This is a genomic window from Alphaproteobacteria bacterium HT1-32, assembly GCA_009649675.1.
Taxonomy (GTDB): domain Bacteria; phylum Pseudomonadota; class Alphaproteobacteria; order Rhodospirillales; family HT1-32; genus HT1-32.
The window spans coordinates 1-20,618 of record WJPL01000001.1; the positions used below are offsets into that span (position 1 = coordinate 1).

At 56.1% G+C, this 20,618-nt stretch carries 25 protein-coding genes; 12 read left to right on the plus strand and 13 right to left on the minus strand.

Annotated elements, in window-relative coordinates:
• From GH722_00005 to GH722_00020, 4 genes are all read right to left on the minus strand, one after another.
• Positions 1-1,653: hypothetical protein (locus GH722_00005; protein ID MRG70133.1), on the minus strand; the 1,653-nt coding region annotated here is incomplete at its 3' end.
• A gap of 273 nt (positions 1,654-1,926) precedes the next feature.
• A complete protein-coding gene (gene pssA / locus GH722_00010) occupies positions 1,927-2,775 on the minus strand; it encodes a CDP-diacylglycerol--serine O-phosphatidyltransferase (GenBank protein ID MRG70134.1) in 849 nt (282 codons plus the stop codon).
• A gap of 1 nt (position 2,776) precedes the next feature.
• Positions 2,777-3,472 carry a phosphatidylserine decarboxylase gene (locus tag GH722_00015; protein ID MRG70135.1) on the minus strand — a complete coding sequence of 232 codons (696 nt, stop codon included), beginning with the start codon at positions 3,470-3,472 and terminating at the stop codon, positions 2,777-2,779.
• 64 nt (positions 3,473-3,536) lie between these two features.
• The gene (locus tag GH722_00020) at positions 3,537-4,751 is read right to left on the minus strand and encodes a LysM peptidoglycan-binding domain-containing protein (GenBank protein MRG70136.1); all 1,215 of its coding nucleotides are present in this window, start codon (positions 4,749-4,751) and stop codon (positions 3,537-3,539) included.
• Between the two features lie 159 nt (positions 4,752-4,910).
• Here GH722_00020 and GH722_00025 point away from each other — a divergent pair, with 159 nt between their 5' ends.
• The 5 genes from GH722_00025 to GH722_00045 are packed head-to-tail and all read left to right on the plus strand — an operon-like array spanning position 4,911 to position 8,739.
• Positions 4,911-5,570 carry a hypothetical protein gene (locus tag GH722_00025; GenBank protein MRG70137.1) on the plus strand — a complete coding sequence of 220 codons (660 nt, stop codon included), beginning with the start codon at positions 4,911-4,913 and terminating at the stop codon, positions 5,568-5,570.
• A 13-nt stretch (positions 5,571-5,583) separates the two neighbouring features.
• On the plus strand, positions 5,584-6,165 hold the full coding sequence (locus tag GH722_00030; protein ID MRG70138.1) for a TIGR00730 family Rossman fold protein: 582 nt from the start codon (positions 5,584-5,586) through the stop codon (positions 6,163-6,165).
• A 31-nt stretch (positions 6,166-6,196) separates the two neighbouring features.
• Entirely contained in the window at positions 6,197-7,405 is a 1,209-nt protein-coding gene (locus GH722_00035; GenBank protein ID MRG70139.1) for a hypothetical protein, read from the plus strand.
• Positions 7,317-7,520, plus strand: a complete 204-nt coding sequence (locus GH722_00040) for a hypothetical protein (GenBank protein ID MRG70140.1) — start codon at positions 7,317-7,319, stop codon at positions 7,518-7,520. Before GH722_00035 ends, GH722_00040 begins: the two co-directional genes overlap by 89 nt.
• Before the next feature lie 4 nt (positions 7,521-7,524).
• Positions 7,525-8,739, plus strand: coding sequence for an NADP-dependent isocitrate dehydrogenase (locus tag GH722_00045; GenBank protein ID MRG70141.1), 1,215 nt, complete (start codon positions 7,525-7,527; stop codon positions 8,737-8,739).
• Positions 8,740-8,891: 152 nt separating this feature from the next.
• Here GH722_00045 and recA read toward each other — a convergent pair whose 3' ends face one another.
• The 8 genes from recA to GH722_00085 all read right to left on the minus strand — a co-directional run bounded on the left by recA (position 8,892) and on the right by GH722_00085 (position 15,913).
• Positions 8,892-9,974 (minus strand): recombinase RecA, encoded by a 1,083-nt coding sequence (recA, locus tag GH722_00050; GenBank protein MRG70142.1) that lies wholly within the window; start codon positions 9,972-9,974, stop codon positions 8,892-8,894.
• Between the two features lie 210 nt (positions 9,975-10,184).
• Positions 10,185-12,599, minus strand: a complete 2,415-nt coding sequence (locus tag GH722_00055) for a response regulator (protein MRG70143.1) — start codon at positions 12,597-12,599, stop codon at positions 10,185-10,187.
• Positions 12,596-13,672 (minus strand): flagellar biosynthesis protein FlhB, encoded by a 1,077-nt coding sequence (gene flhB / locus GH722_00060; protein ID MRG70144.1) that lies wholly within the window; start codon positions 13,670-13,672, stop codon positions 12,596-12,598. Before flhB ends, GH722_00055 begins: the two co-directional genes overlap by 4 nt.
• Before the next feature lie 9 nt (positions 13,673-13,681).
• A complete protein-coding gene (gene fliR, locus GH722_00065; GenBank protein MRG70145.1) occupies positions 13,682-14,446 on the minus strand; it encodes a flagellar biosynthetic protein FliR in 765 nt (254 codons plus the stop codon).
• Positions 14,447-14,461: 15 nt separating this feature from the next.
• Positions 14,462-14,728 (minus strand): flagellar biosynthesis protein FliQ, encoded by a 267-nt coding sequence (gene fliQ / locus GH722_00070; GenBank protein ID MRG70146.1) that lies wholly within the window; start codon positions 14,726-14,728, stop codon positions 14,462-14,464.
• Between the two features lie 21 nt (positions 14,729-14,749).
• Positions 14,750-15,061, minus strand: a complete 312-nt coding sequence (gene fliE, locus GH722_00075) for a flagellar hook-basal body complex protein FliE (protein ID MRG70147.1) — start codon at positions 15,059-15,061, stop codon at positions 14,750-14,752.
• Between the two features lie 24 nt (positions 15,062-15,085).
• Positions 15,086-15,496, minus strand: coding sequence for a flagellar basal body rod protein FlgC (gene flgC, locus GH722_00080; GenBank protein ID MRG70148.1), 411 nt, complete (start codon positions 15,494-15,496; stop codon positions 15,086-15,088).
• Between the two features lie 9 nt (positions 15,497-15,505).
• Complete coding sequence (locus GH722_00085) at positions 15,506-15,913, minus strand: flagellar basal body rod protein FlgB (protein ID MRG70149.1); 408 nt, start codon at positions 15,911-15,913, stop codon at positions 15,506-15,508.
• Between the two features lie 204 nt (positions 15,914-16,117).
• Between GH722_00085 and GH722_00090 the strand changes: the two genes are divergently transcribed.
• The 5 genes from GH722_00090 to GH722_00110 are packed head-to-tail and all read left to right on the plus strand — an operon-like array spanning position 16,118 to position 18,290.
• Positions 16,118-16,447, plus strand: coding sequence for a flagellar protein FhlB (locus GH722_00090; protein ID MRG70150.1), 330 nt, complete (start codon positions 16,118-16,120; stop codon positions 16,445-16,447).
• Positions 16,441-16,695, plus strand: a complete 255-nt coding sequence (locus GH722_00095) for a hypothetical protein (protein MRG70151.1) — start codon at positions 16,441-16,443, stop codon at positions 16,693-16,695. Before GH722_00090 ends, GH722_00095 begins: the two co-directional genes overlap by 7 nt.
• Positions 16,696-16,712: 17 nt before the next feature.
• Positions 16,713-17,042 carry a hypothetical protein gene (locus tag GH722_00100; GenBank protein ID MRG70152.1) on the plus strand — a complete coding sequence of 110 codons (330 nt, stop codon included), beginning with the start codon at positions 16,713-16,715 and terminating at the stop codon, positions 17,040-17,042.
• A complete protein-coding gene (gene fliP, locus GH722_00105) occupies positions 17,039-17,800 on the plus strand; it encodes a flagellar type III secretion system pore protein FliP (GenBank protein MRG70153.1) in 762 nt (253 codons plus the stop codon). Before GH722_00100 ends, fliP begins: the two co-directional genes overlap by 4 nt.
• A gap of 7 nt (positions 17,801-17,807) precedes the next feature.
• Positions 17,808-18,290: a GNAT family N-acetyltransferase gene (locus GH722_00110; GenBank protein MRG70154.1), complete on the plus strand. Its 483-nt coding sequence runs from the start codon at positions 17,808-17,810 to the stop codon at positions 18,288-18,290.
• Here the strand turns inward: GH722_00110 and GH722_00115 are convergent.
• Complete coding sequence (locus tag GH722_00115) at positions 18,266-18,865, minus strand: DNA-3-methyladenine glycosylase 2 family protein (protein ID MRG70155.1); 600 nt, start codon at positions 18,863-18,865, stop codon at positions 18,266-18,268. The two genes, GH722_00110 and GH722_00115, sit on opposite strands and share 25 nt — an antisense overlap.
• 89 nt (positions 18,866-18,954) lie before the next feature.
• On the opposite strand from GH722_00115, the gene GH722_00120 reads away from it, so the two are divergent.
• Together GH722_00120 and GH722_00125 are read left to right on the plus strand one after the other, a co-directional pair.
• Positions 18,955-19,812, plus strand: a complete 858-nt coding sequence (locus tag GH722_00120) for a hypothetical protein (protein MRG70156.1) — start codon at positions 18,955-18,957, stop codon at positions 19,810-19,812.
• An 18-nt stretch (positions 19,813-19,830) separates the two neighbouring features.
• Positions 19,831-20,595 (plus strand): hypothetical protein, encoded by a 765-nt coding sequence (locus GH722_00125; protein ID MRG70157.1) that lies wholly within the window; start codon positions 19,831-19,833, stop codon positions 20,593-20,595.
• Positions 20,596-20,618 lie beyond the last annotated feature (23 nt).

Sequence of the window (20,618 nt, forward strand, 5' to 3'; positions counted from 1 at the left end):
GTCGCCAGAGGCTGAGAGGGATTCCTTCGTGTCGTCCGTACCGTCAGCCAGATCATCTTCATCCAGCGTGACTGTGTCAGCGACTGTCGGTGTCGCAACTTCAGCCGCTTCCGGAACGTCATCCACAACTGTGACATTGAAGCTGGTTGTTGCTTCATCGCCATCGCCGTCTTCAATATTAAGAGAGAAAGGCAGAGAAAGAGAGTTCTCGCCGCCGGCATTACCATGGTCCAAAGGCCCTTCGAGAGTGAAGGTATACTGGGTGCCGTCATTGCTGAGATCGACTGTGAACACCGGGTTCCCGGCAGCTGTCGCAACAATGGTCTGACCACCATTTTCGATGGAATAATCGATCTGATCGCCACCGGACGTCAGCCCCAGAGCTTCCAGGTCAGAGACATCGATAAAGCTGACCTGCGCCAGCTCCGCATCAGCACCAAAGTCGATATTCAGGTTACCCGTGACAGAAACAGGTTCTTTCGTCGCGTCGGTACCGCTGGCAAGGTCATCTTCATCAACAGAAATCGCATCCGGATTGGCGACCGGCACGTCATCGATAACGCCAACAGAGAAGCTGTCCGTTGATATCTGTCCTTCGGCGTTCTGGACCTCGAAATCAAACGGGAAGCTCTGGATATTCTCACCATCGCCGAATTCATGATCGACGTTGCCCTGAAGAGTGAAGGTGTAGGAATAAGTCCCGTCCCCGTTCACATTCAGGGTAATACTGAAAACCGGATCACCATCAGACGTCGCGGTCACTGTCCGGTTCGTACCATCCAGTTCATATTCGATGGACTCACCATTCGAGGTCAGACCCAGCGAATCGAGATTATCCGGAGTATCCGCAGTAAAGCGCAAATCACCGAATGCCACACCACCGAGATCAATGGTGATCGGCTGCGTAACTGAGAGCGATTCCTTGTCGTCGTCCGTTCCGAACAGCAGATCATCTTCATCGACAACAGCATCCACGACATCAAGAGATGGTGCAGGCGGCGGAGGGGGTGGCGGAGGCGGTGGAAGCGTATCGTCGGGGATAAAGAAGAACGGCTGCGCAACAGGCCCACCACCGTCTTCTGAAGGATCTACACCCTCCGGATCATCAATCTCATCTTCAACGACCTCTCCACCTTCAACCGGGCGTACCGGGCGCTCAATTTCGTTATCAAAAGTAAAGAAAAGCGGGTCTACGTCTTCGGGCGGACGGACTTCATTGGTAACCGTAAAGTCATTCAGGTCGAGATCGGGTAGCGGATTGCCCTGCGGGTCAAAGGGATCCGGCTCTACGAAAACACCGGGAGCTGGCGGGGATTCTTCCGGGACAAGGCCGCCGATCACCTGATCGGTGGTCTGCTGACTGCCCATATTGATATTGGACAGCCCCTGAAGATCTTCCAGGTCTGTATCATTGCCGGCACCCGGGCGCTCAACAGCATCAAGATCAGCAGAGTCGGTTTCCTGCAGAACCGTGAGATCATCAAGATCCTCACGGGCCTCTTCCTCCTCTTCCTCCTCGTCGTCATCGACGGGAGAGGTCTGCGGCTGCTCACCGCCGGCAGCAGCTTGCTGCGGATTGTCCTCAGGACCAGCCTGCTGTTCCTGATTTTCGTCTTCCGGGAGTTCGTCTTCCGGACGCTGTTCGTCAGCCATGTGATTCGACCCTGTACTGTTGTGGACCGAACCTGACCCGGTTGCGATCCGCCTACCCAAAAATGATGTATTCCCACTCAGTCAATATGAAACGCCCATAGCGCCATATCTGTGACGGAAATCACTCCATTAGACGATAAAGTAGGGGACAGGCAGCACGCACAGAAACAAAATCCGCACAACTACCAAAACAGGGGGATCTAATTATTCGAAAATCCGGAAAATCCGGACTAAGGAGCCGCATTGACCCTATATAGGATTATTTATATATTCTTATATTGTGTTTTTATCTGATGCAGACGGATTGCCCGGGATGCTGGCCTCGGTCTCTTCGGAATCATCATCGATGGCATCATCATCGTCCGGAATGCCACCTTGTTCTGATTGTCTCTGGCGCTTGCGATAGGTCCGGATAGCAACCGGTATACTGATCAGATAGCCCGTCAGGAAAAGGGCGAGCGTTGCCCAGGGCGTATTGACGAGAAAGGCCGCGAACAGACCCACTCCCAGCAAAAACGGCAGCACAAACCGTGCGGGGATGCGCCCCTTCTTGAAAGCAAAGGTCGGAACCTTGCTTACCATAAGAATGGAAACGCCTGCGAGAAACAGCGTCACAAATGCCGGATGGGAAAACAGGGCCGCATCCGTCACAAAGGACATTACCAGCGGCAGAAGAACCAGCCCTGCCGCCATTGGCGCCGGGACACCGACAAAGAAATTTTCAGCCCATTTAGGCGGCGCAGCATCCAGTGCCGTGTTGAAGCGCGCCAGCCGAAGCGCACAGCAGACAGCATACAACATGACAGGCCCCCAGCCGAACGGATCAGCCGATTGCATGGTCCAGAAATACAGCACCATCGCCGGCGCAACCCCGAAACTGACGACATCAGAGAGAGAGTCCAGTTCTGCACCGAATTTACTGGAGCTTTTAAGCAGCCGCGCCATACGACCATCGAGACCGTCAAAGACGGCAGCCAGCGCCACCGCGAAAGCAGCCGCTTCCCATTGCGCCTGCTGGGCAAAACGAATCGCCGTCAGCCCTGCACAAAGCGCCGCAACGGTAAGCATATTCGGGATCAGCACATTGATCGACATCCCCCGTAATGGGCGGCGGCCAGTCATCTTACCGAACCTCGGCGGAGCGCTGCTTCTCGCGCGATTTCAGATCCGCGAGCACCGTTTCGCCTGCAATCGCACGCTGCCCGACGGACACCAGCGGGTTCACACCCTTCGGCAGATAGACATCAACGCGACTGCCAAAACGGATCATGCCAATCCGCTGACCGGTCACAACCCGCTGATTGTCCTCAAGATCACAAAGGATACGTCGTGCGACCAGACCCGCAATCTGCACGAAAGCCACTTCCTTACCGGAATCGGTCTCAAGCAGAATCGACTGCCGTTCGTTATCTTCACTGGCCTTGTCGAAAGAAGCGTTCAGGAAGGCACCCGGACGGTAGGCAAGACGTTTGACCACACCTTCAACCGGGGCACGGTTCACATGAACATCAAAGACATTCATGAAAACGGCAACACGTGTCAGCGCCTCATTACCCATATCCAGCTCAGGCGGCGGAGAAGCAGCAACAATGGACTGCACAACCCCGTCAGCCGGGCTGATCACCAGACCATCACGGTCCGGCGTATACCGGTCCGGATCACGGAAAAAATAGATGCACCATACTGTGAGAACGAGACCAAGCCATCCAAGGGGCTCCCAGACAAGTCCTCCAAGGAGCACAGAGACAATCGCGAAGAGCACGACAAACGGCCAGCCCTCGCGATTGATGGGCACCAGTACAGACTTGATCGTATCCATGATATTTCCTCGATTTTCGAATCAGTTAATCAACACCATTCAGATGGTGTGAAATGTTTCAGCGTCAATTTGCCGCAGGCAGCGTAAATATCTGACCCGGATAAATCAGATCGGGATCACCGATCTGATCATCGTTCGCCCGGAATATATCGACAAAGCTAAAACCGGAACCATAAGTGCGCCGGGCTATCCGCCAGAGACTGTTACCCGGCTGGACAATAACGAACGAACCCTCGGGAAGGTTCGAAATTGGTTCTGCCCGGGCAAAGGGTATCTCCAAGCGGGAGCGCACACTACCTCCATCCGCGACCTGGTCAACGCGAAGTTTGTACGTTCCCGGCGGAATAGGCTGCGCCGGGGTTACCGCCCACTGACCATCACTTTGCCCCTCGGATGCGCCGACAAACTTATTGTCGAGATACAGTTGTACGCGGGCGCCTTCCGGTGCCTGCCCCTGAATGTTCAGTTCACCCTTGTCATTGTAATCAATCGAATCGAGTGAAAGTTCCCCAGACCGGACACCTTCTTTAGGTCCCTGCAGAATTTTCGCCTGTCGGCCAGCTTCCCGGGACAACTCGACAACGACAGGATTTTGTCCTGTCGACTGGCTCTTCGCCACGACACCCTCATTCCCGACACCGGGCCCCGTCGCATCGCCTGCCGTCGTTCCTGTTCCTGACGACAGGGACGCCTGATCCTGCGGCACGACAACGACGCCGGAGCCTCCCGCCCCGACCGACGAATCCGATGGTCCGGGAATCGACATGACGACAACCGTTTCTGAATCCTTGCGCTCACCATCAGCGGTTGTTGCCGACAGGGATAACTGACGATTACCCGGCGCCAGCGGCTTGTCAGGTACAAAGACCCACTCACCACGCTGATCGGCCGTTACCTTGCCGATAACCTTGTCATCTTCCCGAATCTCAACCGAAGCACCCGGCGCGGCGCGGCCGGCCATAACAGCATCGCCTTTCGGATTGACCCGCACGATATCATAACTGGGCGACGGAGAGGTCTGCGTCGTCCCGGGCCCTGCATCGTCAGGTTTTGGTGTATCACCGCCGGCAGTCTTACCCGGCTTTGCGCCCGTGGCATTCTGTTCTGTCCCGGAAGACGGAGAAACAGCCGTCGCAGACGGCGCCGAAGCAGCAGTTTCAGACTGAGCACCATCAACAGGCGCATCTGCGACATCCGTTCCGGTCTCCCGAAAGTTGAGCAGCAGGGCGACGATAATCGCAACAAGTCCAATGACAGCCAGATAGATCGTAGGACGCAAGGCCCGAACTCCGCCAGATGAGTGTGGTCAGAGACTACAGGCTTGATCGGAAGCGCGCAAATTCTGACGCACTTCTCTCGGTTGTGAGGCCTGAGACATACGGTATTCTACTCCTGTAACTGAGAAACCGGACATCAGAACCGCAACGGGCAGAGGCGAATGAACACAAAACAAACATCCCCCGTCTGGGATTTCCCGACCCGGCTGTTCCACTGGCTGCTGGCTGCTCTCGTCGCCTTCTCATGGTACAGTGCAGAGTTCAGCGACTCACTGGATGCACGGGACTGGCATGCCTACAGCGGCTACGCCATTCTCGGGCTGGTCATTTTCCGGATTATCTGGGGTTTTATTGGCGGCCGATATGCCCGGTTCCGTACTTTCCTGCGTGGCCCCGGGGCAATTGCTGACTATCTGCGGGGACGCACGACATCCAGAGGACATAACCCGCTCGGCGCATTGTCCGTCATCGGCCTGCTTGTGCTGTTGCTGATACAGACGGTGACCGGCCTGATGTCGAATGACGATATTTTGTTTGAAGGTCCCCTGTTCCATCTTGTGGACAAGGAAACCAGTGACCTTATGACCACTGTCCATCATTACAGCTGGTCCGTTCTGCAGATCCTGATCGTCGTGCATCTGGTCGCCGTTCTGGCTTATTTAATCGTCAAACGCGACAACCTGATCCTGCCGATGATCACCGGTAAAAAGGCTGGCGAGAATTCGGCTGACGGACCTCCCGTTATCATGTCGTTTCATCGCGCCGTTGCTGCTGTATTGGTTGCCGCAGCCATCACATGGCTGATCATTGGCTATTTGTAAGTAAGGATTTCTGATGCCCGATATTAAATCCATCTGTGTTTTCTGTGGTGCACGGACCGGCAATAAACCTGTCTGGAAAGAAGCGGCAAGCGAACTTGGCAAGGCAATGGCAGAGCGGGGCATCACCCTGGTCTATGGCGGTGGCCGGATCGGTATCATGGGTGAAATCGCCCAGCATGCGCAGGAAAACGGCGGGCAGGTTGTCGGCATCATTCCGGACTTTCTCGAAAAAGCCGAGGTTGGCAACCAGAGCTGCGACGAACTGATCGTCGTCAACAGCATGCACGAACGCAAACAGCTGATGACCGAGCGTTCCGACGCATTTGTTGTCATGCCCGGGGGTATCGGCAGCCTTGAAGAGTTTTTTGAGGTTCTCACCTGGCGCACTCTCAAACTTCACGACAAACCCATTATCGTCGTCGATATAGACGGCTGCTGGAGCCCCCTCGCCGCCCTGATCGACTCACTCATCAAAGACGGGTTCGCCGGTGCAGAAACCCGGCAGGCGATGGAAATCGTCACCTCCGTCGACGGCCTTCTGGACTGCCTTGAAAAAGCGTCTTCCAGCAAAGCTTTTGATGCCGGGAAAACCTGACATCCGGACCAGCACACAGCGCGGATCACGATTGGCGGCACTGACTGCCGTGCCTGCAATCTGTGCCGGATACTGGTGGTATCTGGCCTCTGGCACGGATATCGACCTCTACGAATATTCAAAGTCGCTGGCGAGTTACGACTACCGGCAGCATCTTGGCCTCAGCAAACGGTTCCTGCTGCAGTATGGGCATATGGCCTTCCTGTTCAGCCTGCTGGTCTGCACAAAATACATTTTTACCGGTAGCTGGTTTTCGCAACGTCACTCCGCACTGATTTCAGTTGCCGCTGCCTATACTGTTCCTGTCTTCATCTTTCACTTCCCCTTCCTGTATGTCATTGCGGCCATCATCCGGCATGATCCGGCCAGCAATTTCAGCCAGACTCTGCTGCTGGGACTGACGACTGCCGCCAGTATTGCGGCCGGCAAGGCCTGCCTCTTACTGAAGCCCCGCTTTGACCGGGTAAAACGCTGCTATCTCGATCGCATCAACCTGCGAAACAATCCCGGGGCACCTGATTCAGGTTCCGCCATTCGCGACGATGCGATGATGATGGCAGCAACCCAGAGCGACATGATGAACATCGTCAAGGTTCTTGCGATGTCCACCATCCTGCTTGGCCATTTCAGTTTTGATGTCTTCTCGACCTGGGAAATGCCCGGATTTGACGGCAATGCCCCACGCTTTGCAGTCCCCGCCTTTTTCATGATCTCCGGATATTTTGCGATGCTGTCGGTGGACCGGACTGTTGGCAATATCACCAAGGTCATTCTGAAACGCTATTGGAGCCTGGTATATCTGGTCGTCCCGATGCTGCTGCTGACCCCCGTACTCGACGCAATCGGCTTCAGCCTTGATCCTGCTCTTTATGATCGTGTGGTCTATTTTGATATCGGGAAGGAACGCCTGCCCGCCCTGCTCTCGGGCAGTGATGCCCTCTGGCGTATCCCGTTCACCTGGATAACCTCACTGCTGTATCTGAATGAAATATGGCTGTTCAATCTGGCTGGTGTGAATCCGCTGCTCGGTGGCGTCCATAGTTTTTCAAACGAAGCCTTCTGGTTTCTGTGCTATCTGATGCCGTTCCAGCTGATCCTGATTATCGCCCGGCTGGCCTCTGGCTGGCGCCGATGGGCGGGGCTGATAATGGTTGCGGTGGTCTGTGGTCCGCCCCTGCTTTTGCTCGCACCATTGTTCTTCTCGGGCTGCCTTGCCTATCTCATTCATAAACACTGGTAGGCGCAGTTGCGGAACCGGTTGCGGTTGGGTATGTTCCGCCCCGCCGACGCGGTGGTGGGCACACCCCTGCGCGCCGGATTCTTTTCCTTATCCTAACCAGCATTTTGGAGACTGAATTCATGGGCAAGATAGCGGTCAAGACTCCGGTCGTCGAACTCGACGGCGACGAGATGACCCGGATTATCTGGCAGTTCATCAAAGAAAAACTGATCCTGCCATATCTGGATATCGACCTTAAATACTACGATCTGGGCGTTGAGCATCGTGATGCGACAGACGATCAGGTTACGATCGATTCGGCTAATGCCATCAAGGAATATGGCGTCGGCGTCAAATGCGCGACCATCACCCCGGATGAAGGTCGTGTTGAAGAATTCGGCCTGAAGAAAATGTGGCGGTCACCGAACGGTACGATCCGCAACATTCTCGGCGGTACGATTTTCCGTCAGCCGATCGTTATTTCGAATGTCCCGCGTCTGGTACCGGGCTGGACCCAGCCGATCGTCATCGGCCGTCACGCCTTTGGTGACCAGTATCGCGCCACGGATATGAAGTTCGGTTCAGCCGGACGCCTGATCATGCGTTTTGAACCGGATGACGGTTCCGACGCGATCGAGCATGAAGTGTTCAAGGCTGAAGAGCCCGGCATTGCCATGACCATGTACAACCTTGATGAATCCATTCGTGGCTTCGCCCGGGCCTGCATGAACTACGGCCTGAATCTCGGCTGGCCGGTCTATCTCTCGACCAAGAACACCATCCTGAAGACCTATGACGGTCGCTTCATGGACCTGTTCGAGGAAGTTTATCAGACCGAGTTCAAGGAAGCCTTCGCTGAAAAAGGCATCACCTACGAACATCGCCTGATTGACGACATGGTTGCCTGCGCCATGAAATGGAGCGGCGGTTATGTCTGGGCCTGCAAGAACTATGACGGCGACGTACAGTCCGACACGGTTGCACAGGGCTTTGGTTCACTTGGCCTGATGACATCCGTTCTGATGACCCCGGACGGGAAGACCGTCGAAGCTGAAGCTGCACATGGCACGGTGACCCGTCACTATCGCCAGCACCAGCAGGGCAAGGAAACCTCGACCAATCCGATTGCGTCGATCTTTGCCTGGACACGCGGCCTTGCCCATCGGGGTAACTTCGACAACACCCCTGACGTGGTGAAGTTTGCAGAAACCCTGGAAGATGTCTGCATCAAGACGGTGGAAGCCGGCTTCATGACCAAGGACCTCGCGCTGCTGATCGGCGAGAAAACTCCCTGGCTGACAACCCAGCAGTTCCTCGACAAGATCGACAGCGGCCTGAAAGCCCGCATGGGCTGAGCGGCTTCTGCGTAAGCAGTCAAAAAACGGCCCGCCCGGGAAACCCGGCGGGCCGTTTTCATATCTGCGTCAAAGGCAGCTTTCCGGAAACGTCAGAAACGCAAAAGGGCGCAGCCTGTGACTGCGCCCTTTCGTACATGATACTGAGCAGATCAGTCGTCAGAGACGACACCATCCTCGTCCTGACCACCCGGGCCGGCCATCATGGCTTCTGACAGCAATCCGGCATTCGCCCGGATTTTCTGTTCAATACTGTTCGCCACTTCCGGGTTTTCCTTCAGGAAGCGTTTGGCATTCTCGCGGCCCTGGCCAATACGCTGACTGTCGTAGCTGAACCAGGCGCCCGACTTCTCAACGATGTTTGCCGCAACACCCAGATCGAGCAATTCACCGGTCTTCGAGACACCCTCGCCATACATGATATCGAACTCGATAACCTTGAAGGGCGGGGCCATCTTGTTCTTCACCACCTTGACCCGGGTCTGGTTACCGACAACCTCGTCACGGTCCTTAATCGCACCGATACGGCGAATATCGAGACGAACCGAAGAATAGAACTTCAGCGCGTTACCACCTGTCGTCGTTTCCGGACTACCGAACATCACACCGATTTTCAGGCGGATCTGGTTAATGAAGATAATTGTCGTTTTCGACCGCGAGACGGATCCCGTCAGTTTGCGGAGCGCCTGGCTCATCAGGCGGGCCTGAAGACCGACATGGCTGTCGCCCATCTCGCCTTCCAGTTCAGCCCGGGGGACGAGTGCAGCAACAGAATCGACCACCAGCACGTCAATGGCACCGGAACGCACCAGCGTATCGGCAATCTCCAGCGCCTGTTCACCGGCATCCGGCTGGGAAATCAGCAGTTCCTCAATATTGACACCCAGCTTGCGGGCATAACCCGGGTCCAGTGCATGCTCCGCATCAACGAAAGCACAGGTACCACCAAGTTTCTGAGCCTCGGCAACCGCATGCAGTGCAAGTGTCGTCTTCCCCGAACTTTCCGGGCCGTAAATTTCAACAATACGTCCGCGGGGCAGACCACCGATACCGAGACCGATATCAAGGCCAATCGAGCCTGTGGATACCACTTCGATATCAACCGAATCCTGCGAGCCGAGCTTCATGATCGAGCCCTTGCCGAATGCCCGTTCAATCTGGGCGACGGCGGCGTCGAGTGCCTTGTTCTTGTCCATATCGTCCTTGCCTATAAGGCGCAGTGCAGCCTGCGACATAATCCGGTCTCCCTTATTTCATAGCGATATCAGTGGCGCAATGCAGCCATATGTACATGATTTGTTCTCACTGTAAACAGGCTTAGTTAACGCTTTGTTCTAAAACATGTATTTGCACTATGTTTGGCTTATGTTCTCATGCAGAAAGAGGGAATCGACAAAGTCAGAACCTGAAACCGGGGGACAGAAGCCGCGGCTGATTCGGTATAATCAGCCGTTGGTCGCGACCTCTTTCACTTTTGTCGCGAGTTCATTGAGGCTGAATGGTTTCGGCAGGAAATGAACCTGATCATCACCACCGAAGTCCCCCCGGATGGTCTCTTCCGAATAGCCGGAAATCATGATGACCTTCATATTTGGCCGGTCTTCGCGGATCAGACGGATCAGTGTCGGGCCGTCCATACCCGGCATCATGACGTCAGAGATAATGATATCAATATCGACCTTGGCATTATTCAGGACTTCGATCGCCCCTTCCCCGCTGGTCGCTTCAAGGACCGTATACCCCTTGTTCCGCAAGGCACGGGCACCGAACATGCGCACGGCATCCTCATCTTCGACCAGCAGCACATTGCCCTTGCCTGTCAGATCGGTGACCGGTGCTGCCTGTTTGCGCCGCTGTGTCGGACGCGCCGTCTCGTCGCCATAGATCGGCAGCAGAATGGTAAAGGTGGTTCCCTTGCCGATCTCTGACTCGACGAAGATATAGCCGCCGGTCTGGCGAATGATACCATAGACCGTGGACAGGCCGAGACCTGTTCCGGCCCCGACATCCTTGGTCGAGAAAAAGGGCTCGAAGATACGCCCGAGATTTTCCGGCGAAATACCGGTGCCGTCGTCAGCAACTTCAATCCGGATATAGTCTCCCGGGGGGATCGCATCACCACCACGGCGAATCTGACGGTCATAGGAGACGGATGACGAACGGACACTGACCGACCCGCCGTCAGCCATGGCATCCCGCGCATTGACCACCAGATTGATCACAACCTGATCAAGCTGTCCGGGATCAACCCGCACCAGACCGTTTTCGACCTCGTTCTGGATATCCAGCGCGATGTGATCGCCGATCAGACGGCGCAGCAGATTACTGAGTTCGCTGAGCGACTCCGCAACATCGACAATCTTCGGCTCCATCTTCTGCTTGCGGGAAAACGCAAGCAACTGGCGCACCAGATTGGCCGCGCGGTTGGCGTTCTGCTTGATCTGCATAATGTCAGCGAAAGACGGGTCTCCGGCGCTGTGGCGCTGCAGCAGCAGATCACAGAAGCCAATCATCGCAGTCAGCAGGTTATTGAAATCATGGGCAACCCCGCCGGCAAGCTGACCCATCGACTGCATCTTCTGAGCCTGCGCGAACTGAACTTCGAGATTCTTCTGCTCCGTCGCGTCCATGACATGCGCGACCATGCCATCTGTATCGCCTTCCGCATCAAAACGCGGGCTGATCCGGAAAATTGCCGTCCGGTCATTTTCACCCAGAAGCCGTGCCTCGAACTCCGCTCCCCGGGCAGAGCCCATCAGCATCTTTGACAGCCGGGCATTGAGCAGTTCCCTGTCATCAGACGCCACGAAGGATCCCAGCGGCCGGTCCTCAAGCTTGTCCTGTTCGGCACCGACGATCCTGGCGAAGGCAGCGTTCGCCTCCTCGATCTCTCCGGATGGGGTCAGTTCCGCAATGCCAATCGGTGAGCGTTCGAAAAAGGCATCGAGACGACTCCGGGCCTGCCGCAGGGCAAGCTGCATTTCCTCGGTTTCCGAAGATTCCTTGAGGACCAGAACACGAAACAGCGGTGACTGATCGCCTCCTATCTCGAAGCGGTTGACGATCACTGAAGCATCAAACGGCGAATGCTCCTCCATCGCGAAGGAAACACGCCCCCGGCGCTCCTGCTCGTCTGTCCAGACCTCCGGGTCAAACAGGCCATCCGGGTCACGGAAGACGAAATGCTGCAACCTGGCACGCCCTGCCTGCAAGTCCCTGCCGTCACCCAGCCAGTCATTCATGACACGATTGGAGAACAGCATCTGCCCCCCCTTGCCGGACACGAAGATGCCTGCCGGCAAGCCATCGAGAAATTCAACCGCCCGATCCGCTTCCTGAACGGCCAGTTCGCGGGCAGCCGCCAGTTCCGTCAGGTCATCCAGACGCCAGAGCCGCAATCCATCCGGGTCGGTTTCAACTTCAATCCGGACCGCAAGAGGTCTCTGATCGGCACAAAGCAGCCGCATTTCTCCCTTACTAAAATCCTCCCTGTCAGCAGCCTCACGCAGATCAGCCGCAACCCGGCGTGACGCATCATCTGCGGCCAGCCCTGAAAGATGCAGCGGGATATCTGACAGGTTCACGCCCTGAAACTGTCCTCGAGAAGCCAGGATCACCCCGTCCGGACCACTGATGACAGCCACATCTCCGGCGATTCTTCCCAAGATCACCTGATGGTTCTGCTGCTGTAATGCCGCATGGGTTCGCTGTTCTGTCAGAACCGACAGAGCAAGCATGCAAAGCCCGGCCACGACAACAGCCACAGCACCTGCCATGCCGGCAAACTGGCTGGAAGCTGCGGCGACAATCAGCGTAATGATGATGATCCCGGCAGAAAGCCGGTAATCCTTCAGAGTCACGATGGCATTTTGCCTTTCAAGCGGAACACATAGCCGATGATTTCGGCCACCGCCTGATAGTGCTCTGTCGGAATCTCCTGATCAATCTCTACCGTCGCATAAAGTGCCCGCGCCAATGGCGGGTTTTCAATAATCGCCACTTCGTTCTCATTCGCGATTTCACGGATACGCAGGGCAACCTCGTCCATACCCTTGGCCACGCAAAGCGGTGCAGCCATCTGGTCGAGATCATATTTCAGCGCGACAGCATAGTGGGTCGGGTTGGTGATAACCACCGTGGCATTCGGAACGGCCTGCATGATCCGCTGACGTGCCCGCTCCATCCGGATTGACCGCAACCGGCCTTTAACATGCGGGTCACCTTCCGACTGCTTCTGCTCGTCCTTGACCTCCTGCTTCGACATCTTCAGCGATTTGATATGTTCGTAACGCTGATACATGAAATCGACCGCTGCCACGACGGCCATGACCGACAGCACGCTGAGAATCAGCAGGATAGCCAGCCAGTGCAGCTCCTGCAGAATCGCTGACGCCGGGCGGTCCGGCATTCCCATGATCGTATCGACTTGCGGGATCATCACCAGAATTCCGATGACCGTCACAATCGCAAGCTTCAGGATGCCCTTGGCAAATTCCACCAGCGACCGGGCAGAGAACATCCGTTTGGCACCGCCAAGCAGACTGATCTTGCTTAGCTTCGGCTTCATTTTTTCAGTGGTCAGCAGCGGGCCTTCGGTCATCACCAGGCTGACCACCACTGAAAATACCATCACCAAGCCCATCGGAATCAGCAGGACCAGTCCGATCTTCGCGAGGGTTTCGATGAAGATTCCTTCGATTCCGGACAAGGTGGTGGACATCATATGCGGCTGATAGATGAACTTTTGCAGCGGCTCGGCGATCGACCGGGCCAGAAAGGGGCCCATCAGACCGATGGTCAGCGCCAGCGCCAGCAGGGTGAACCAGGTTTTTACCTCGGTCGAGTTGACCACCTGACCCTTATTGCGAGCGTCGGCCAGCCGTTTACTGGTCGGTTCTTCGGTTTTTTGTGACTGGTCTGTATCGTCAGCCATGTCCTGTCCTCAGGTCCGCAACAGAAAAATGAGACCTTCTTCGAAGTAAGCGAGGAAAGTATACATCATTATCGGCAGAGATACCGCCAGAACTGACAAACCAAGTAAAATCTGGATCGGAAGCCCGATAAAGAACACCTGCATCTGTGGCATCAGCCGCGACAACAGCCCCAACCCGACATAAAAGGTGACGCCGGAGACCACCACCGGAGAGGCAATTCGCATCGCCACTTCAAAGCTTTCCATCACCTTGTAGGTAAAGGCATCGGAAAAGTTGCCCATACTGAACAATGCACCGGGGACCATTACGGTATAGCTGTCATAAATCGCATTCAGCATCAGATGGTGCAGATCAGTAACGAAAATCAGCACCATACCGATATTGGTCAGAAAGGTTGCATAGACTGACGACTGCTGAACGGCAATAGGGTCAAAGATAAGCGCGTTTGCGGCACCCGCATGATAGGCGATCACCGTGCCTGCCGTGGTCAGCGTTCCGACCAGCACCCGGATCAACCCGCCCAGAAAGGCACCGACAAAAACCTCGCTCGCCACAATCTTCAGCAGGGCCGCCGGCGCGGCGGGTTCCGGGGGCAGAATAGGACCGATGACTGGTGTCAGGATCAGCGCAATCATCATCACCAGCGCCAGACGGATACGCGGCGAGACATAAATATCCCCAAATCCGGGCATCAGCATGATGGCCGTGCCAAACCGGGCAATGATCAGGACAAAGGCATAAACGCTGCCACTGAGGAAGGCATCAAGCGACATGCCGGCATTCCGCCGTTAGTTGATGGCGATAATTCGGTCTGCCATGCGCAGCGCGAATTCGGACAGGGTCGTGAACATGAAAGGCAGGAAGATGACCAGCGAGATAAAGATCGCCAGAATTTTCGGGACGAAGGTCAGGGTCATTTCCTGAATCTGTGTCAGCGCCTGAAACAGCGCAATTATCAGACCAATGGCGAGCGAAATCGTCATGATCGGTGCCCCGACCGTAATCAGAACGATGATGGCTTCTCGACCGACATCAAGGACTTCTGTCTGATTCAACCGTCGCTCACTTCGAGCCGGTCAGACCGGCATCTTGATAATTTCGTTATAGGCTTCAATCACCTTATCACGAACCGCGACAACTGTCTGGAGGGATAATTCAGCACTGGCAACGGCAGTCACGACCTGCCCGAGATCAGCCGTCCCCTGAATTGCCTGGGTTGACTGCGCTTCAGCAGCCCGGCTGGTTCCGATCACATCCTGAGCCGCGTTCTTGACCAGATCGGCAAAGCCGCGAACCGGCGGTGCACCTGCGGTCGGTGCATTCTGCCCCTGATTGTTCTTGAGGGTCTGCTGGTAGGCGGACAGTGCGCTATTGATGCTGACAGTCATGGTTCAAATTGCTCCGGTTCGGGATCAGCGCAGGATATCGATGGTTTTACGCAGCATTGAGCGTGATGAATTGATCACGTTCAGATTGGCTTCATAGCTTCGCTGCGCTTCACGAATATCATTCATTTCAATCAGGGAATTCACATTCGGCACCTTTACATAGCCGTCTTCATCGGCTGCCGGATGGCCGGGAATAAACTTCTTGCCGAACTCACCGGCCTGGACACCGATCTTGTCGACCTTGACCCGGTCAACACCCAGCTCGCGGTCCATGACGTTCTTGAAGGTGATGGTCTTGCGACGGTAGGGATCATCGCCCTTGAAGCGCGGCAGTGAGTCCGAGTTCGCGATATTTTCAGACGAAACCCGCATACGGGTTGTCTGCGCACGCATACCGGAAGCGGAGATGTGGAGCGTTTTAAGCAGATCGTCCATTGTTTACCCCTATCTTCCCCGGCCTATCGCGATTTTGAACATGTTATGATACTTGGCATAAAGCTGGGTCACCAGCTCATGATCCATCTGGGTTTCGCCGACCTTGATAAGCTGCTCCTCAAGGTTCACGCCGTTACCGTCAGGTGAAGTTTCATAACGCTTGCGAAGTTCGTTGGATTCGAAGGCATCATTCGCGTTGCGCGGGCCTTCAATATGATTCTCGCTGGTAACAGACACAGGAATACGCGCCTGAACCTTGCCGATTTCTTCCCGGAAGGTGAAGGGTTTGAGATCACTGCCAACATAGTTCGGCGAATCTGCATTGGCGACGTTCTGAGCGAGAACGGACTGGCGCTGCGAGAGCCATCCCATCTTCTTCTTCATCATCGACATGATTGGTGCATCATTCGAAAACATCTGATTGTCGCCTTTCACCCCTGCTCCGGTGTTCGCATATTGTTACCGGAGTCCTTAACGAAGAATGAATCGTTCTTCATTTTTTAACCAATAGAGTAAATTTTAACACTCTTCCGGTAGGGTTTTGTTAACCAGTACCGGACATAAGCTGGTTCTGAATACTATTGCCGGGATGATGTTTTGGCGGTCCGCGACAAGGATTTAATGACCGGGGAAGACCGACGGCTGGCCGTTGCCGTTCGCCATGATGGCGGCGCGGCAGAGGCACCGACGGTCGTTGCTTCCGGTCGGAATGCCATTGCAGAGCAGATCCTCAATCTGGCTTTTGCCAACGGTATCCCGGTCCGCGAAGACGCCGATCTTGCCGAAATTCTCGCGGCAATCGAAATTGAAGCCGAGTTGCCCGTCGAATGCTGGGCGGCAATCGCAGAAGTGCTGGCCTTTGTGTACCGCGCAAATGGCCAGTGGAATGACATACTTGCTGCTGCGCGCGAGCGCGAGGCAGCACTGGAAAATGGACAGGCTGAATGCTGAACACGGTCATGCAGGAAACACTGGCACGCGCTGAACAGGCTCTGATGCGTGCCCGCGGCGGCGTCCCGGTCGAGCTTGCCAGTTTTGACGACGATGTCAGCCGGCTTTGCGAACTTGCCAAGCGTGCAGACCTTGCCGACCGGGCCATGATCGCCATGGGTTTGCAGCAACTCGACGGCGTTCTGGGTGAGCTTGAAGACACTTTACGCACGATTGCCGGCAACAGCCGGTTTACAGCCGGTCACTGACCGCGCAAAGTCCGGCCATGGAAGTCGGCACTTATATACGCTTTGTTTTCGCCCTCGCCTTTGTCCTCGGCCTGATCGGACTGATGGCCTGGGTGGCGCGTCGCTATGGTCTGGGAACCATCACATCCAGCCGCAAAGCCGCCGGGAAACGCCTCTCAATCAGCGAAGTCATGCAGGTTGACGGTCGCCGCAGACTGGTTCTGGTCCGCCGCGATGATACTGAACATCTGATTCTTCTGGGAGCGACGACAGATACCGTGATCGAACGCGACATTGCTGCCCCCGATTTCAGCGAAGACCTGAAACAGGCCACCAGGGCCGCTGACGCTGAAGGTCAGACTAAATGAGCCGTCTTCTCCGCCTTTTCCTGCCTTTATGCATCTTTGGCTGTATCGCCGCGACACCGGCATTCGGGCAGAGCTTCACCTTCGATACGGGCGGCGACAGTGCTGATGCAACAAGCCGGATCATTCAGCTTGTTGCCCTGCTGACGGTTCTCAGTCTGGCGCCGTCGATTCTCATCATGATGACCTCGTTCACGCGAATTGTGGTCGTTCTGTCCTTTCTGCGACAGGCCATCGGCACACAAAGCTCGCCACCGAACACGGTTATTGTTTCACTGGCGCTGTTTCTGACCGCCTTTGTCATGGCCCCCACCCTCGAAGAAGCCTGGAATTCGGGAATTGCCCCCTATGTTGACGGCCAGATCAGCGAAGAACAGGCATTCACCCGTACCGTCGCGCCCGTCAAACGGTTCATGCTGACCCATGTCCGGGATCAGGATCTGCGGCTGTTCATGGACATGTCCGGCCAGCAGGCGCCCTCCGTATCAGAAGATACACCGCTTCAGGTGCTGATACCGGCCTTCATGATCAGCGAACTGAAACGCGCTTTCGAAATTGCGTTCCTGCTCTTCGTTCCCTTCATCATCATCGATATGGTCGTGGCATCTGTGCTGATGTCGATGGGTATGATGATGCTGCCCCCGATCATCATTGCCCTGCCCTTCAAGCTGATCTTCTTCACCCTGATTGACGGCTGGTATCTGGTCGCCGGATCGCTGGTTCAAAGCTTTACCGGGCAAATACCGGGCGGCGGTGGCTGATCCGGACATGAAACTTCGTCCCCCCGGCGCGCAGGAGCAGGATGCACTGACAGATATCTGCATCCGGTCCAAGGCGTTCTGGGGGTATGACGATCTGTTCATGGCCCGGTCTGTCCCTGTTCTGACCGTAACCGACGATATGATTGCGTCCGGTCTGGTGCTGGTTCTGGCAGATGATAAAGATCATCCGCTCGGGGTTGCGGCGCTTGAAGCAACCGGCAAGCCGGGCTGGCTTGAACTCGCCCTGTTCTTCATTGATCCGGACTATATCGGTCAGGGCGGAGGTCGGATACTCTTTGACGCGATAACCCGGCTGGCACGTCAGCAGGGTGCAGCCATGCTGAAAATCCTCGCCGATCCGAATGCCGTTCCGTTCTATGAGCGCATGGGCTGCGAGACCAGAGGCGATGTTCCGTCGGAAATGATCCCGGGCCGGCGTCTGCCGCTTTGCCTGTTCGATCTTGCTCAGGCAGGCGGAGCCGAACTGTAATAGTGCCAGCAAAGCCGGGCGACGACGCTGCGCCAGGGGCGCCAGTCCTGGCCGATGGCCAGCATTTCCTTACGGGTCGGACGTTCCTCCAGCCCCTTCAGCCGTTGCAGCCCGACGACAACCGCCAGATCATCGACCGGCCAGATATCCGGCCTGCGATGTGCGAACAGCAGATAGACCTCCGCCGTCCAGCGGCCGATTCCCTTGATTCGGGTCAGTTCGGCTATCGCTTCCTCATCCTCAAGACTGGCGATACGCCGGAAGTTCAACTGTTTTTCCAGCACAGACGTCGCCAGTTCGCGAACATAGACAACTTTCTGCCGGCTCATCCCGACCTCGCGCATACCCGCATCATCCAGTGCCAGCATGGCCTCCGGATCAAGGCCATCCGTCGCGGTTTCCAGCCGACCGATAATCGCACGGGCAGACGCCACCGAAACCTGCTGCGCGACAATGGCACGAACCAGTGTCGGAAAGCCGGTCGGCCTTGCCCGCATCGGGGGTAAACCAACAGCGGCATAGGCACGGGCGATATCCGGATCCTGCACCGAAAGGCCAGCCAGGGCCTCCTGCATGACGGGTCGCGTAAGACGGATCAAATCATTAGCCTCCGGGGCGCAAAAGCCGTATCCAGAACAGATGTTGGACGGGAAAGTACAGGATCATGCAACTCGCGACCTACAATATCCAGTTTGGCCTCGGCAAAGACGGTGAAATTGATATCGACCGTATCGCCAGAGAGTTAGGGAAAGCCGATATCATCGCGCTGCAGGAGGTCGAGCGGTTCTGGGACCGCTCGCTGAATCTGGATGAAGTGAAGGAAATCGCTGAACTTTTTCCGGATCATTATTATGTCTACGGGCCGGGCATCGACCTGAACGCGGGCTATCGCAGCGCCCGCAGAACCCTGGTCAGCCGGCGCAAGCAATTCGGCAATATGATCCTGAGCCGCTATCCGATCCTGTCGTCACGCAACCACCTGCTGTATCACCGCGTCGAAGACCCGTCGAAACTGACCATCCAGCGTGCGGCGATTGAAGCCACTATCATGACAGAGCTGGGGGCTCTTCGTATCCTCTCAACCCATCTGTCCCATTCCTCCGGTGCAGACCGAGAACGCCAGATCCGGCAATTACAGCAACGGCTGGCTGACGGCGTGGCGGAACGTGGCGTCCTGACAGGCAACCCCGGCAGCGGATACTGGAAGCGTGATCCGCAACCAACCCCCTTCGGCGACCAGTATATCGTCATGGGCGACTTCAATCTGCGGCCAGACTTCCCAGAATATCAGATGCTGGTCGACAAAGCCTCACCGGCACCGCTGGTCGATCTTGCTGTCGCTACCGGCACAGACGGCCCTGCAGGCTGGACCTGCGAGGAAGATGACGGGCTGAACCGGATCGATTATATATTTTGCAGCCCCGGCCTCGCACAACGCGTCACCGCCATGCAGGTCGATCAAAGCGCGACCGGCTCTGACCATCAGCCGGTCTTCGCCTCACTCTCACTTCTGGCAAGCTGACCACCGGCGGGCCGGAAGATGATTGCCGAGTTCATCGACAGCCTGCGCTGCAACTGTCCCCCGCCGTTCCGCTCCTATGGGTTCCACAGGGAACTGGCGGCAATTCATGCCCGGCGGCAACGCTGGAGAAACGCCTGGCAGACACATGAGCAGAACTGCCATCAGGTCATCACTGACCATGCACCGGGAGGGGATGTGGCCTTACTGGCCGGGGCCGGGATCAGTTTCGATCTGCCGGTTGAGACATTGCTCTCCCGCTACACTGAAATCTGGCTGGCCGATGTTGCCTTTCACATCTCGGTCAGACGGCTGGCCCGTCGTAACCCTGAGATCAGGCTGATAACGGCAGATCTCACCGGTCTGCTGGCAACCACTCTGCCGGACAACCTTTCTGATATCCGCCCTGTCGATCTGTGGCAGACAGAGCCCCGCATTGATCTGGTTGTCTCTGCCAACCTGATCACACAACTGCCCCTGCCCTTTCTCGACAGCCGCAGCACCCCGACAGATCAGGCAGCTCTTCGAACCGCAGTCCACCGCGTCCATCTGGACTGGTTGCGATCCTTTGACTGTCAGACTGTTCTGATTGCCGAAACGGAAGTCCGCCGGCGAACCCTGCCCGCGACAACATGGACCCGGCAATCTTCCCTGACATCGGAACTGCTGGATGATCCGCACTGTAACTGGACATGGCAGATCGCCCCGACCGGTGAAATATCCCGGCGCATGGAAATGGAAATGACCGTCGCAGGCTGGGTAAAACCGCCTGTTAGCCTTGCCTGACCAGCAGAGTCAGGCTACCACCC